Annotated in this window: 12 protein-coding genes; 9 read left to right on the plus strand and 3 right to left on the minus strand. The window is 58.5% G+C overall.

All coding sequences use genetic code 11. The features are described 5' to 3' along the window. Positions 1–5: 5 nt before the first annotated feature. Genes AC2FIM_RS06700 through AC2FIM_RS06710 form a run of 3 tightly spaced genes read right to left on the minus strand, consistent with a single transcriptional unit; the run spans position 6 to position 3,735 of the window. Positions 6–1,613, minus strand: a complete 1,608-nt coding sequence (locus AC2FIM_RS06700) for a S8 family peptidase (protein ID WP_271948278.1) — start codon at positions 1,611–1,613, stop codon at positions 6–8. Next, positions 1,600–2,301, minus strand: coding sequence for a copper chaperone (locus AC2FIM_RS06705; RefSeq protein ID WP_496676427.1), 702 nt, complete (start codon positions 2,299–2,301; stop codon positions 1,600–1,602). The genes AC2FIM_RS06700 and AC2FIM_RS06705 overlap by 14 nt, the downstream gene beginning before the upstream one ends. Before the next feature lie 6 nt (positions 2,302–2,307). Next, positions 2,308–3,735, minus strand: a complete 1,428-nt coding sequence (locus AC2FIM_RS06710; RefSeq protein ID WP_281972479.1) for a tyrosinase family protein — start codon at positions 3,733–3,735, stop codon at positions 2,308–2,310. 365 nt (positions 3,736–4,100) lie between these two features. Between AC2FIM_RS06710 and iolG the strand changes: the two genes are divergently transcribed. The 9 genes from iolG (at position 4,101) to AC2FIM_RS06755 (ending at position 13,793) form a co-directional block, all read left to right on the plus strand. Next, the gene (gene iolG / locus AC2FIM_RS06715) at positions 4,101–5,114 is read left to right on the plus strand and encodes an inositol 2-dehydrogenase (protein ID WP_271948273.1); all 1,014 of its coding nucleotides are present in this window, start codon (positions 4,101–4,103) and stop codon (positions 5,112–5,114) included. A gap of 117 nt (positions 5,115–5,231) precedes the next feature. Beyond that, positions 5,232–6,152 (plus strand): sugar ABC transporter substrate-binding protein, encoded by a 921-nt coding sequence (locus AC2FIM_RS06720; protein WP_142635704.1) that lies wholly within the window; start codon positions 5,232–5,234, stop codon positions 6,150–6,152. A 68-nt stretch (positions 6,153–6,220) separates the two neighbouring features. Further along, positions 6,221–7,327 (plus strand): ABC transporter permease, encoded by a 1,107-nt coding sequence (locus AC2FIM_RS06725; RefSeq protein WP_142635706.1) that lies wholly within the window; start codon positions 6,221–6,223, stop codon positions 7,325–7,327. A gap of 1 nt (position 7,328) precedes the next feature. After that, positions 7,329–8,150: an ATP-binding cassette domain-containing protein gene (locus AC2FIM_RS06730; protein ID WP_142635708.1), complete on the plus strand. Its 822-nt coding sequence runs from the start codon at positions 7,329–7,331 to the stop codon at positions 8,148–8,150. Positions 8,151–8,233: 83 nt separating this feature from the next. Beyond that, positions 8,234–10,066 (plus strand): 3D-(3,5/4)-trihydroxycyclohexane-1,2-dione acylhydrolase (decyclizing), encoded by a 1,833-nt coding sequence (gene iolD, locus AC2FIM_RS06735; protein WP_281995352.1) that lies wholly within the window; start codon positions 8,234–8,236, stop codon positions 10,064–10,066. Then, entirely contained in the window at positions 10,063–10,962 is a 900-nt protein-coding gene (iolE, locus tag AC2FIM_RS06740) for a myo-inosose-2 dehydratase (protein ID WP_496707973.1), read from the plus strand. Before iolD ends, iolE begins: the two co-directional genes overlap by 4 nt. Positions 10,963–11,010: 48 nt before the next feature. Then, the gene (locus AC2FIM_RS06745) at positions 11,011–12,192 is read left to right on the plus strand and encodes a phytanoyl-CoA dioxygenase family protein (RefSeq protein ID WP_271948267.1); all 1,182 of its coding nucleotides are present in this window, start codon (positions 11,011–11,013) and stop codon (positions 12,190–12,192) included. Between the two features lie 39 nt (positions 12,193–12,231). Next, a complete protein-coding gene (gene iolB, locus AC2FIM_RS06750) occupies positions 12,232–13,038 on the plus strand; it encodes a 5-deoxy-glucuronate isomerase (RefSeq protein ID WP_281972475.1) in 807 nt (268 codons plus the stop codon). After that, on the plus strand, positions 13,035–13,793 hold the full coding sequence (locus AC2FIM_RS06755; RefSeq protein ID WP_142635718.1) for an SDR family NAD(P)-dependent oxidoreductase: 759 nt from the start codon (positions 13,035–13,037) through the stop codon (positions 13,791–13,793). The genes iolB and AC2FIM_RS06755 overlap by 4 nt, the downstream gene beginning before the upstream one ends. Positions 13,794–13,838 lie beyond the last annotated feature (45 nt).

Below are 13,838 nucleotides of genomic sequence, written 5' to 3' on the forward strand. Positions count from 1 at the left end.
GTGGCTTATCCCATGCCCAAATAGGCGCTGAGGGCCGGTTTGTCCGACAATGCGGTGTCCAGCCCCGAGGTCGGGGCGTCTTCGCCAACCATGGCCTCGGCCCCACCATCGCTTTCGGCGATGCGTTTGCGGGCCCCACGGCGATAGCTGAGCCAGATGATCTCATTGGCGTAATCGGCCATGTCAGGGGTAACCTCTCCGGCGGCGGTGCTGTCTGTTCCCGCAAGATGCGAGACCAGAATGTTCAATGTTGGGGTCGCATTCGGATCGGGTGCCGCCGGGCTTTCGGCGCCTGTGGGTAGCGGCGCGTCCAGGACCGCCTGAGCGTTGATGATGCCCGCGCCAAGATCGGTGGCCCCGTTCCAGACGACTGGCTTGTTCATCCCGTGTTTGGCACAGTGCAACCACATCGCCTGAACGGTTGTTCCTGCATTCTGGGCCTTTTGCAACAGCGCCGCCCGACCGCCGTGATGCGCGACCCAAAGTGCAGCGACACCGCCTGTCATCGAGGTGGCAAGCGTGGTGCCCTGGCTGGCGCGGATACCCGAGTTTGGGTCGGTCGCCTTGTTCTTGGCCGCGCCCCACACGTTTTCGCCATAGGCCGAAAAGCTGACCTCGGGGCCACGCCCAGTTTTGCGCCAGGGGCGTCTGTCGGGCTGCAGTGCAGCGACCGCTGTGCAGATTTCCAGTGATGCATAGGCGGCGGGAAAGACCACGTTCGGATAACAGTTGCCCGCGGCGCAGACGATGACCAGTCCGGCCTGTACCGCATTGCGCAGCGCCTGTTCGGTTGAAGAGACCCGCACCGGCCCGCCAAGCGCCATCACGATGACATCGGCGTTTTGGTTGACCGCATGAGAGATTGCCGCAGGAATACGCAGCTGGGTCATGTCGATCACCGATTTGATCGCCCGGATCGGCAGAACCTTGGCCGCAGGGGCCGTACCGGTTATTGCCCCGGGCGAGGTGGTATCGCCATTCATATCGGCCCCGCCCCGCGATCCGACGACCGAGGTGACAAGCGTGCCATGACCAGGATGTTTTAGGACGCCGCCTGAAAACCGGTCACGCGCATCCCCGTTCCCTTCGACAAAATTCCACATGCCGTTGGTTTCAATCACGCCCGCCAGTTCGCTATGGTCGGAATAGCCCGTGTCGATCACCGCGACCTTGCTGCCCTGACCCCGGGTGTGCTGCCAGGCCAGCGGTGTCTTGATCCGTTTGTGGTGCCAGCCATAGGGCCGAGAGTTGTCGCGCTTGGTTTCGCAGAAACTGAGAAAGCTTTCCGTACCCACATGTGCAGCCCCGTACAGGCTGTCTGGCAAGACCGGGTTGGCCTCGGCTACGTCCAGCGCCATACGGAGGGCACGGCCAAATGCAAAAACCTCACGCTCTTGGCCTTTTGGATCGATCTCGGGGAATTCAACAAAGAAAAATCGATCCGCATCTGCGTCGAAGACCGCTTGGGTACTGGTGGCAACATCAGGAAGTGCACTACCCACACGTTCTTGAATAGCCGACAACGATTGCGGTGTATCCGAGACCACTTCAATGACTAGCGGATCGCCGTCGAGCGAGACATCGGACCTTGTTAGGGCGTCATATTCCTGCATGGCAAATATCCTTATACAAAAGCAAAAGATGGTGGGGCGCATGGGCCAACGCCGTAAGCGCCAGCGCGGTCAGCAACAGGGTGAATGCGCTGGCGCGGGGGTCGGGGCGAAGAACGGCGCGCTCCGACAGGATGATCACTGTCAAAAAGATCATGACGGCAAAGTCGTGGGTCCCCAGCATGACAAGCATCATCGGCAAGCAAGAGGTGATGCAATCGCGCGCATAGGTCAGCCCAAAGATCAGCACATCGCGGTCGCCACTTGGACCAAAGGCGGCCAGGACCGGACGGCTGTGGCATTTCCTTAATGCGCTGCGTTTTTGCGGGCTGAACTGCCATGCTGCGGCGCACAGGCAAGCCAACGGTGCAAACACGGTTTGGTGCAGAACCGGCGCCAGAAGAAACGCAGCAAGCGCGCCTGCGACCAGCCAGGCCAACAGATATGGCAGAACAAACAGAAGTGCCGCGCGTGATCTTCGATCTGCGAAGCTGCGCGCGCGGACATGTGCGATCTGCGGAACAAGCGTTGGAAGCATCATCGCCAGAACCATCGCCGGCCAATGCAATGAGGGCGCGGGCACCAAAGCAAGCCAAAGCCATGCAAGCGCGGCCACGCCAAGTGTCGTGCGTATTTCGATATCGGCCCGTCCAAACAGGCGAGGGCGATCTATTCCGGTAGCCGACGCCATGGGCGATCAGTCGAAATAAAGGTTTATGCGGCCGATCTCAATGTCTGGCTGCTGTTCTGTTGGGGCGATCTGTTCCAACCCTGGTACTTGGCCAAAGGCCTCGCTGTCATCAAACATCCGTTGAAACCGGATTTGCAACCTGTTGGCGTCGCCTTGGCTCAGCCCCAGTGCAAAGGCCAGCTTTGTGATCTCGTAAGTCACTGCAAGGCCGTTGCCGCCATGTGGGCCGTCCGGGTTGCTTGCCTGTTCAAGGCCAAACGGCGACAAGGTGCCGATAATCGCTGGCGGCAAAGCGTCATCCGGAAGATCCAGCATGACGCGGTAAGATCCGGGCATGCCACGGCCCTTGATCCCCTCAAGATGCAGGTGAACGCGCCGGGTGGTGCCGGGGGCCTCGGCGCCGGAAATCAACGCGACTGAAGTGTCGAGCTTTACGCCGGCAGTGGTCATTGCACCACGCAACTTGACCGGAGCTTCGCTTGCGCCGGCAAGCTCGGGTTCCTTGCCTGCCATGACGAACTCCTCTGCTGGAATGGCGGGTTCTACTGCTGGTGGAACGCCGTCATATTGAAACCCGTGCAGGACGCTTGTGCTGTCCAGCATTTCTTCGCTGTTGAAGGTGAATGCCGCGCCATCGCCATCATGCATCGAGAATGTCTGGCCTGTGCGCCACAGTGGCGAGGGTGGGGCGACATGGCTCGGGTCGGCGTTGCGCCAGACTTCCCATAGCCGATCAATGTTGCAATGGTGCAGCCAGAAAATCGGATCAAAGGCCGCAGTGGCCGGATTTGCCATAAAACCGCCAGAGCCCCCAATCCAAACGTGTATATCGTTATGGGGCGTGCTTTCCAATGCGCCATTGTCCCCACCGCCGGGGTGAAACCCGGTTTGCGGGCCACCAAACCCTGATGAGAAGCCGGGCGTATCATTGGTGAAATCTTCATGATCCAACGCATCCAGCGACACCACGTCGTCCGGAAATCCGAAATCTCCATTCACCACTACACGTCGGCGGGAAAACAGGAAGTTGCGCGTGCCGTCTGACTTGGTCGGCTCACGGAACGCCACAGGAAGGCGGCGCGCATTCGGGTTTTCTGACAGGGGTTGGGAATAGTCCCAATAAGGCAGCGCCCAATCCTGCGGCCCGCCCAGATCGGCGACGGCTTTGCCGACGACGGCCTCAAATGCGGTGATATATCCGCGGTGCCAGGGCAGGAAGAACCAGCTTTGGTGCTGGCATTGGTTCCAGAATTGTCCGGAACCGGGAATGTTCGGAAAATTCTGCGGCTGCCCATGAACTGCGCCCATGAAAAACCACGATGTCGGGTCTTCCAGATCTCGGTCCCAGAGAGCTTCGACAGCACGCTCATACCAGATTAGAGTTTCGTCGTTGGCTGGCAGGGTCCAAACGTTTTTGCGGATTCTTGTGGCCATAACAATACCTCAAACTGCAAATAAATCTTGGAATCTAATAATGCGTCGAGTGTAACACTTGAGTGGTTTTATGTTAACCAAAATGAATCCAAGCCATAGCAGGGTAGGCCTGAACAAGTGTTGAGTGTGCCAATGTGCGTTTCCCAGATAAGATGAATTCAGGATGACGCGCGGCCTTTCGCTTGCGTTCTGAGTCAGAGGCGCCAGTTACTGTATATTTGTGAATTGGACGGCCGCAGCTGCAGTGGGCACACATGCCGAGTACCCGAAAACAAGGGTGAATTCGCGTAGCTGTGAAATAATTCTTGCAACCGGTTGCAAAGAGAATCATTGTGGTGTCGAAAAAAGGGATTCGGGGGCGCGGGATGCTAAAAGTAGGATTGCTGGGGGCTGGGCGCATTGGGCGTGTTCACGCGCAGGCTATTGCGGCGCATCCTTACAGTGAACTGAGCGCAGTGTCTGATGCACTGCCCGAAGCTTCGGCGCGTTTGGCTGAGGAATTCGGGGCCAATGCACGACAGTCACAAGAGATTATTTCCGATCCTTCGATAAATGCAGTGCTGATCGCCACGCCGACGGATACGCATTCCGACCTGATCGAAGCGGCCACCCAAGCCGGGAAAGCGGTATTGTGCGAGAAGCCGGTTGATTTGAGCCTTGAGAGGGCTTTTGCCTGTCAATCCGTTGCAAAAGCCACCGGCCAACCTGTCATGGTCGGTTTCAATCGTCGATTCGACCCGAATTTTGCTGCTTTGAAGGCTGCGTTTGAGGCTGGTGAGGTCGGCAAGGCCGAGTTGTTGTCCATTACATCTTTCGACCCAGCGCCGCCACCGGTGAGCTATGTCAAAGTATCAGGAGGGCTGTTTCGGGACATGATGATTCATGATTTCGACATGGCGAACTTCCTGATGGGTGACCTGCCGGAAGTAATCTCGGCAGTGGGCACATCGGTTGTTGACCCCGAAATCGGTGCCGTGGGTGATGTGGACACGGCGGTCGTGACAATGACTTATGCAGATGGCCGGATCGCTGTGATCAAAAACTCTCGGCGTGCGGCTTATGGGTATGATCAGAGGGTTGAACTGCTGGGATCAGAAGGGATGCTTCAAGCGCAAAATATCCTTGAAAACTCAGTGGTTAAGTCAACTTCGAATGGCGTGACCGGTGCCAAGCCGACTTACTTTTTCCTTGAACGCTACATGTCTGCCTATCGCGCAGAATGGGATGCATTCGTTAGGTCAGTAAATTCTGGATCAGGGGTGCCTGTAACTCTGGACGACGGTGTCGCCGCGCTTGCTATGGCCGAGGCCGCAACCCGTTCTGCGCAGTCCGGACAGTCGATGGTTTTGGCCAAAGTTTTGAAACCGGTTGCAAAATGATCGGATATGCGGAAACTTGGGGCAGCTTCGCCCCGGATCGGGGCGAAGAAGATTCGGTTTAATCGGAAGATTGGGGCCAAGACCCCAACACACTGTTCAAACGGGAGGAGAAACCATATGAATAATTTCTTTAAAGGCGCACTGGCAGCTGGTGCACTGGCGATGGCCACGCCTGCATTCGCGCAGGAGATCGTCGTTGTGTCTCATGGTCAGGCCAATGACGCCTTCTGGAACGTCGTGAAAAACGGCGTTGAGCAAGCGGGCAAGGATGTCGGCGTGAACGTGGAATACCGCGCACCCGAGACCTTTGACATGGTTGCGATGTCACAGCTGATCGACGCCGCCGTGAACCAGGAACCGGACGGGTTGATTGTCTCGATCCCGGATGCCGATGCGCTTGGCCCGTCAATCGAACGTGCTGTTGCCGCCGGAATTCCGGTGATCTCGATCAACTCGGGTTCGGACGTGTCCAAACAGCTGGGCGCATTGCTGCATGTCGGTCAGGACGAGTTTGATGCGGGCAAGGCCGCAGGCGAAAAGCTAGCTTCGATGGGTGGCGCAAATGCGATCTGTGTGAACCACGAAGTCGGAAATGTGGCGCTTGACCTGCGTTGCGCCGGTTTTGCCGAAGGCTTTGGTGGCAGCGTCGAAGTTCTGCCGACCTCGAACGATCCTTCAGAAATCGAAGCGAAGGTCTCGGCCGCTCTGGCCGCGAATGACGCTGTCGACACAGTCATGGCGCTGGGTGCAAGTTCGGCTGGTGAACCCACGGTAGCGGCTGTGAAAGCATCGGGCCGTGATGTGAACGTGGCCTCGTTCGACCTGTCTGCGAACTTCCTGCAGTCCATCGCCGATGGAGATGCGGCATTTGCCATTGACCAGCAGCAGTATCTGCAGGGCTATCTGTCTGTGAACTTCATGGGCCTGCATGCCAAATACGGTCTGATGCCAGGTGGCAACGTGCCATCGGGTCCGAACCTGATCACACAGGACAAGGCAGCCCAGGTTATCGACCTGTCGGCACAGGGTATCCGCTGATCCGTTTGGGACAGTGAAAAACAGAAACGGCGCCAGGTGCGCCGTTTCAACCGAATTGGGAGGGAAACATGAGTGAGTCAGCGCCCGTCACTACGGACGAACGCGTAAAGAAAGAACCGTTTCTGACCAAGCTGATGAAACGTCCAGAGCTTGGTGCCATGGCCGGTGTGGTACTGGTGGTCATTTTCTTCGCGCTCACGGCAGACGATTCCATGTTCACGCTGGCTGGAGTTATGAACTTCATGACGCCCGCGGCACAGCTGGGTATCCTGGCTATCGGAGCGGCGCTGCTGATGATCGGGGGTGAGTTTGACCTGTCGATCGGTTCGATGGTTGCCTTTGCAGGCCTGTTCTTTGGTGTCTGCGTGGTGACTTGGCAGTTACCTCTGATCATTGCGATCCCAATGACATTTGTTTTTGCGGCCTTTGTTGGGGCGGTGAACGGCAATATCGTCATACGGTCGGGTTTGCCTTCTTTTATTGTAACTCTGGCTTTCCTTTTCATTCTGCGCGGTCTCTCACTGGTGGGTCTCAAAGCAGCCACTGGGGGGTCAACCCAGCTGCGTGGCGTGCGCGACGTAGTCGAAAACGACTGGCTGGCCCCGTTCTTCTCGGGCGAAGCTTTTGCCGGTTTGTTTGCCTGGCTGGCTGCAAACGGATTGATCGACACATTCAAAAACGGGGCGCCGAAAGTACCGGGCATTCCGGTCGAGATTTTGTGGTTTATCGTTCTGGCCCTAGCGGCGACCTATGTTTTGCTGCGGACCCCAGCTGGAAACTGGATTTTTGCCGCCGGTGGCGACAGTAATGCGGCGTCGAATTCTGGTGTGCCGGTGAGCCGTATCAAAGTTTCTTTGTTCATGCTAACCGCCTGTTGCGCGGCGCTGGTTGCAATCATCACCGTAATCGACGCGGGATCGACCGATGCGCGCCGTGGCTTCCAGAAAGAGTTTGAGGCCATCATTGCGGCGGTGATCGGAGGCTGTTTGCTGACCGGCGGCTATGGATCGGCCATCGGGGCGTTCTTTGGCGCGATCATCTTTGGCATGGTGGTCATCGGGCTGACTTACACGGATTTCGATCAGGACTGGTTCCAGGTGTTCCTGGGCGCAATGCTTCTGATCGCGGTATTGTTCAACAACGCCATCCGCAAACGCGTAACCGGGGAGCGCTGATATGACTGAAGACAGCAAGTTCCATCACGGGGATGCGGTAAAGGATGTCGCGCCGATCGTGCAAATGAAGAATATCGAAAAGCACTTTGGTAACATTATTGCCCTGGCAGGCGTCAGCTTTGACGTCAGGCCTGGCGAATGCCACTGCCTGCTGGGCGACAACGGTGCCGGAAAGTCGACCTTCATCAAGACCATGTCCGGAGTTCACAAACCCACCAAGGGCGAGATCTTTTTCGAAGGCAAACCGCTGCAATTTGACACGCCACGCGATGCGATGGAGGCGGGCATTGCGACCGTGTTTCAGGATCTGGCGATGATCCCGCTGATGAGTGTGACGCGGAATTTCTTCATGGGTCGCGAACCGACCAAGGGCAAGGGATTGCTGAAACGGTTCGATATCGACCAGGCCAATGAGGTCTGTATGGCCGAGATGCGCAAGATGGGTATCAATCTGCGCGGGCCGGATCAGGCCGTTGGAACCCTGTCAGGGGGCGAGCGTCAGACGGTTGCCATTGCCCGGGCGGTTTACTTCGGGGCCAAGGTTTTGATCCTTGATGAGCCGACCTCGGCACTTGGGGTACGTCAGACATCGAATGTTTTGGCAACCATCGACAAGGTGCGTAATCAGGGCGTGGGTGTGGTGTTTATCAGCCATAACGTGCGCCATGCGCTGGCAGTGGGTGATCGCTTTACCGTGCTCAATCGTGGCAAGACGCTGGGCACGGCCACACGTGGAGAGATCACACCCGAGGAATTGCAGGACCTGATGGCCGGAGGTCAGGAAATGGCCCAGCTGGAAGGCTCTTTGGGCGGAACGGTTTAACCGTTCCCCCGTCTGGGCCACAGGCCCGCTAATTTCGAAATTGCAGGAATGGCCGAGATGGCCTTGTGTTGAAAGGTATCACTATGGGCAACACAGTCCGACTGACCGCAGCGCAAGCTTTGGTGCGCTATCTGGGCGCGCAGATGAACGAAGCGGGCGAGCCCTTTATCGCCGGTGTCTGGGCCATTTTTGGCCATGGCAATGTGGCCGGGCTGGGCGAAGCGCTGCACGGCGCGAAAGACAGCCTGCCAACCTATCGCGGGCAAAATGAACAGACAATGGCACATTGCGCGATTGCCTATGCCAAGCAGACGCGGCGGATGCGGGCGATGGCGGTGACCTCATCCATTGGACCGGGGGCGACCAATATGGTCACCGCGGCGGCGTTGGCGCATGTGAATAGGTTGCCGGTTCTGATTATCCCCGGAGATGTGTTTGCCACCCGCGGGCCTGACCCTGTGTTGCAACAGATCGAAAGCTTTGGTGATGGTACGGTTAGTGCCAATGACTGTTTTCGCCCGGTCAGCCGGTACTATGATCGCATCTCGCGGCCTGAACATCTGTTGACGGCCTTGCCCCGCGCCTTTCGCACCATGACCGACCCGGCCGATTGCGGGCCTGTGACGTTGGCCTTTTGCCAGGATGTTCAGGCTGAAGCCTATGACTATCCCGAGAGTTTCTTCGAGCCGAGGGTCTGGTATCAACGCCGCATTCGCCCGGATGAGGCGGAGTTGGCCCGTGCGGTGGCTGCGATCAGATCAGCCAAACGTCCCGTTATCGTTTCCGGAGGTGGCGTGCATTACTCCGGAGCGACGGATGTGCTGCAGAGCTTTGTGGAATCCCACAATATCCCGATCACCGAGACGCAAGCCGGGAAATCGGCGCTGGCTTGGGATCATCCGTTGAACCTTGGCCCGGTTGGTGTAACCGGTGGTGAACCGGCCAACGCCACCTGCGCCGAGGCCGATCTGGTGCTTGCTGTTGGGACGCGGTTGCAGGACTTTACCACCGGGTCCTGGGGGCTGTTTTCCAATCCGAACCGCGAGATGATCTGCCTGAATACAGCCGCCTATGACGCCGAAAAACACGGCGCAATGCCGCTGCAAAGCGATGCGCGTGTCGGGTTAGAGGAACTTGGCGAAGCCTTGCACGGCTACCGGGCCGACCCGGTGGCGGACACGCTGAAGGCAGATTGGTTTGGCAAGGTGGATGCACTGACCGACGCGCCCGGTGACGGAAACGCGTTGCCTACGGATATGCAGGTAGTGGGTGCGGTGCAACGCGCCTCGGACAATAACACGGTAGTCATGTGCGCCGCGGGCACGATGCCAGGTGAGCTGCACAAGCTGTGGAAAGCGCCCCGCCCCGGTGCCTATCACATGGAATACGGGTTCAGTTGCATGGGCTATGAAATCGCCGGTGCAATGGGCATCAAGATGGCCCAGCCTGATCGCGACGTCATCTGCTTTACCGGTGACGGCACCTATATGATGGCGAACTCCGAAATGGCGACGGCAGCGATGATGGGCATCTCCTTTACTGTCGTCGTGACCGACAATCGTGGATTTGGCTGCATCAACCGTCTGCAAATGGGCACCGGCGGGGCCGAGTTTAACAATCTGCTGGATCATGCGGTGCACGAAACGCCCTCGGCCATAGACTTCGCTGCGCATGCGGCGGCGATGGGGGCGACCTCGGTCAAGGTGGGCTCGATCGTTGAGCTGGAGCAGGCATTGGCCAAACGTGGCGAGGTCACCGGCCCCTATGTGGTCGTCATAGACACCGATCCGTACCCGTCGACCGAATATGGCGGCACCTGGTGGGAAGTGGCCGTGCCCGAAGTCAGCATCCGCCCGGAAGTGAATGAAAAGCGCGCAGCCTATGAGGTTGCCATCAAGGAAAGAAACACGAAATGAGCGTGAAGATCGGCATCTCTCCGATTGCATGGCAGAATGATGATCTGCCGGACCTGACCGCGGCTTACACGATGGAACAGGCCCTGAAAGAGGCGCGCGAGATAGGCTATACCGGCGTTGAACGCGGTCAGCGGATGCCCGGCGATACCGAAGGTCTGCGCGCCTATCTCGACACCAATGATATCGTCCTGTGTGGCGGTTGGTGTTCTGGGGCTTCTCTGGTTAACGATTTTGCCACCGAGCGCGAGGCCGTGCGCGCGCAGGTCGAACAATTCGTAGCGCTCGACAGCCCGTGCATCGTCTATGCCGAATGTTCGAACACCGTGCAGGGGCAGATCGGGGTCGCGGTTAATGACCGGGTGAAACTATCCCGGGATGAGGTGTTGGCCTATGCCGCCAAAATCACCGAGCTGGCCAAATGGATGGCTGATCAGGGCATGCCGATGGCCTATCACCACCACATGGGCACGATTATCGAAAGCGAAGAGGATGTGAACTGGTTGATGGAAGGGTCGGGCCCCGAGGTTGGCTTGTGCTTTGATACCGGCCACTTGCTGTTTGGTGGCGGCAACGTGATGGCGACCCTCAATCGGTGGGGCGACCGCGTGCATCACGTCCATTTCAAGGATATCCGTCCGGCGGTCGTACAGGATGTGCGCGAAAACAACCGCAGCTTCCTGGATGCTGTCGTCGCGGGCGCGTTCACCGTGCCTGGCGATGGTTGCATTGATTTTCAAGCCGTGGCGAATGCGTTGAAATCTACGGGGTATAGCGGCTGGATCGTGGTCGAGGCCGAACAGGACCCCGCCAAGGCCCCACCCCAAGAGTATTCCAAGATGGGCTACGACCACATTGTCGATGTCTGCGCTCAGGCAAGATTGGAGATCACCAACTAACAAACCGCCCCAAGGGGCAACACCAAGGCCATGAAGAAGGAGAAAATCATGGTAAGTCAAAGAATTGGATATGTCGGGTATTTTGACCGGGAATCCTGTGATCTGGACGAATTCAAGGTGTTGACCTCTCGGAAACTGACCTCGGACATGGTTCCGCAGGCCGCGATGATCGAAAAGAACGTCCCCGTCTATGACATGAATGCCCTGCGTCCCGCGCTGGAAGATACAGGGCAACGGCGCGCTTTGATGGCGGAATGGGGCCATGTGCTGAACCAATCCGCCGGGGTGATCGCGCTGAAAGGGGCCTATCAGGATCTGTCGGTGATCGACCGGGCGACCGAGGTTTTTCGGCAGATCATCGACGAGGAACGCCAAAGCGGCGAAGGCGAGGGTGATCATTTTGCCGCCTCGGGTGCGAATGACCGGATCTGGAATGCGCTGCAAAAGCACTGCCTGCGCGATCCGGAAGGTTTTTCAAAATACTTCGGCAACGCTGCTGTTGCCACCGCCGGCGAGGCATGGCTGGGGCCGAACTATCAGGTCACGGCTCAGGTCAATCAGGTCCGCCCCGGCGGTAATGCACAGCAGGCGCATAGGGACTACCATCTGGGCTTTCAGACCGCTGAAAGCGCTGCCCGGTACCCGGTGCATGCACATCTGCTGACGGCGGCGCTGACCTTGCAGGGGGCAGTGGCACATTGTGACATGCCGGTGGAAAGCGGGCCCACCAAACTGTTGCCGTTTTCACAGCTATATCCAGCCGGATATATTGGCTTTCACGACCCCGCGCACAGGGACCACTTTGAGAAGAGCTATGTTCAGGTGCCGTTGAACAAAGGCGACGCGGTGTTCTTCAACCCCGCACTGTTCCACTCGGCCGGCGAGAACCGCAGCGCGGATATCGACCGTATGGCGAACTTGCTGCAGATCTCATCCGCTTTTGGTCGTGCGATGGAGGCCATCGACCGCCGGTCCATGGCGCAGGCCGTACTGCCGTCACTGGTGGCCTTGAAGCGAAGCGGCGAGCTGACTGGGTCCGAGCTGGACGCGGCCATCGCGGCGACTGCCGAAGGCTATCCGTTTCCGACAAATCTGGACACAGATCCCCCGATTGGCGGTAATGCTCCGGAAAGCCAGGCGGATATCTTGCGGCGTGCGGTCGCCGAAGAATGGACGTCAGAGCAACTGACCTCGGCACTTTCGGCGTTGAAAACCCGACAATCCGCCTGATGTTACGAACCGGGCCAGCGCGCCCAGAAAGGAGGCCCCATGGCCAACCTGCTCAGGAAACCACGCGGCCCCTATGGCAAGGTGCATGACATCACCCCTGCCTCTGCGGGATGGCGCTATGTCGGGTTCGGTCTTTACCACCTACGCGCAGGCGACAGGGCGACCGAAGAAACCGGTGACAATGAGGTCATACTGGTCATGGTCGAGGGCAAGGCGCATATCACCGGGGCCGGGCAGGATTGGGGTGTGCTGGGTGACCGCATGGATGTCTTTGAAAAGACGCCGCCGCATTGTCTGTACCTGCCCAACGGAACCGATTGGCAGGCCGTGGCGGAAACCGATTGTGTTGTGGCCGTGTGTTCGGCCCCCGGCACAGGTGGCCACCCGGCGCGACGGATCGGGCCGGGTGGCATCACACTGACCGAACGCGGGAAGGGTGTGAATACCCGCTATATCAACAATATCGCGATGGAGGCCGAAGACGTCGCTGACAGCCTGCTGGTGACCGAGGTCTTCACGCCCAATGGCCACTGGTCCTCCTACCCCAGCCATCGCCATGATGAGGATGACTTTCCTCGCATAACCTATCTGGAAGAGACCTATTACCACCGTCTGAACCCCTCGAACGGGTTCGGCATTCAAAGAGTCTATACCGATGATGGCGATCTGGACGAGGCTATGGCTGTGTCGGATGGCGATGTCGTGATCGTCCCGCGCGGGCATCATCCCTGCGGTGCGCCCTATGGGTTTGAGATGTACTACCTGAACGTCATGGCCGGCCCATTGCGGAAATGGCGCTTTGTTGCCGCCCCCGAAGTTGAATGGATCATGGAGCGTGACGCATGAGCGCGAATTTTGCGAATTATCCCGGTCTTGCGGGAAAAACAGTTTTTATCACCGGCGGGGCCGGTGGGATCGGCGCCGAAACGGTTCGCGCCTTTGCCGCCCAGGGGGCCAGGGTCGGGTTTGTTGATCTGAACGCAGATGCGGGCCAAGCGCTGCTGGCAGAACTGGATGGGCAGCATGCCTTTGCCCAATGCGATTTGCGCGACATTGAGGCATTGCAGGCCGCCTTCGAGCGGCTTGTCGCCGCGCTGGGCGAGGCGGATGTTCTGGTCAACAACGCTGCCCATGACGAACGCCACGACTGGCGCGAGGTAACGCCGGAGTATTGGGATGACCGAATGGCAACCAATATCCGCCATATGTTCTTTGCCATCCAGTCGGTGGCCCCGGGCATGATCGCTAAGGGCAAGGGGGCCATCGTCAACCTAGGCTCGAATTCCTGGTGGGAATGCGGGGCGGGGTTCCCGGCCTATGCCACCGCCAAATCTGCCGTTCATGGCCTGACCCGCACCATGGCGCGCGAGCTGGGCGACCATCGCATCAGGGTGAACACGGTAGTTCCGGGCTGGATCATGACGGAGAGGCAAAAAGAGTTATGGGTGACACCCGAGGCGCTGGCCAAGCAGGTGGATCGTCAATGTCTGCCGGACCCGATTGAGCCGGTCTATGTGGCGCGCATGGTCCTGTTTCTGGCCTCGGACGACGCGGCCATGTGCAGCGCGGGGAACTTCATGGTCGAAGGCGGCTCGATCTGAGGTGATGCCGCTTGGCGATGCGCTCCCGGTCGACTGGTAGCATGA

The organism is Ruegeria sp. CDSC052 (assembly GCF_059610685.1).

Bases quoted from the DNA above. Each gene is read 5' to 3' on its own strand.
- AC2FIM_RS06700 (WP_271948278.1), bottom strand. From the start codon at position 1,613: ATGCAGGAATATGACGCCCTAACAAGGTCCGATGTCTCGCTCGACGGC.
- AC2FIM_RS06705 (WP_496676427.1), bottom strand. From the start codon at position 2,301: ATGGCGTCGGCTACCGGAATAGATCGCCCTCGCCTGTTTGGACGGGCC.
- AC2FIM_RS06710 (WP_281972479.1), bottom strand. From the start codon at position 3,735: ATGGCCACAAGAATCCGCAAAAACGTTTGGACCCTGCCAGCCAACGAC.
- iolG (WP_271948273.1), top strand. From the start codon at position 4,101: ATGCTAAAAGTAGGATTGCTGGGGGCTGGGCGCATTGGGCGTGTTCAC.
- AC2FIM_RS06720 (WP_142635704.1), top strand. From the start codon at position 5,232: ATGAATAATTTCTTTAAAGGCGCACTGGCAGCTGGTGCACTGGCGATG.
- AC2FIM_RS06725 (WP_142635706.1), top strand. From the start codon at position 6,221: ATGAGTGAGTCAGCGCCCGTCACTACGGACGAACGCGTAAAGAAAGAA.
- AC2FIM_RS06730 (WP_142635708.1), top strand. From the start codon at position 7,329: ATGACTGAAGACAGCAAGTTCCATCACGGGGATGCGGTAAAGGATGTC.
- iolD (WP_281995352.1), top strand. From the start codon at position 8,234: ATGGGCAACACAGTCCGACTGACCGCAGCGCAAGCTTTGGTGCGCTAT.
- iolE (WP_496707973.1), top strand. From the start codon at position 10,063: ATGAGCGTGAAGATCGGCATCTCTCCGATTGCATGGCAGAATGATGAT.
- AC2FIM_RS06745 (WP_271948267.1), top strand. From the start codon at position 11,011: ATGGTAAGTCAAAGAATTGGATATGTCGGGTATTTTGACCGGGAATCC.
- iolB (WP_281972475.1), top strand. From the start codon at position 12,232: ATGGCCAACCTGCTCAGGAAACCACGCGGCCCCTATGGCAAGGTGCAT.
- AC2FIM_RS06755 (WP_142635718.1), top strand. From the start codon at position 13,035: ATGAGCGCGAATTTTGCGAATTATCCCGGTCTTGCGGGAAAAACAGTT.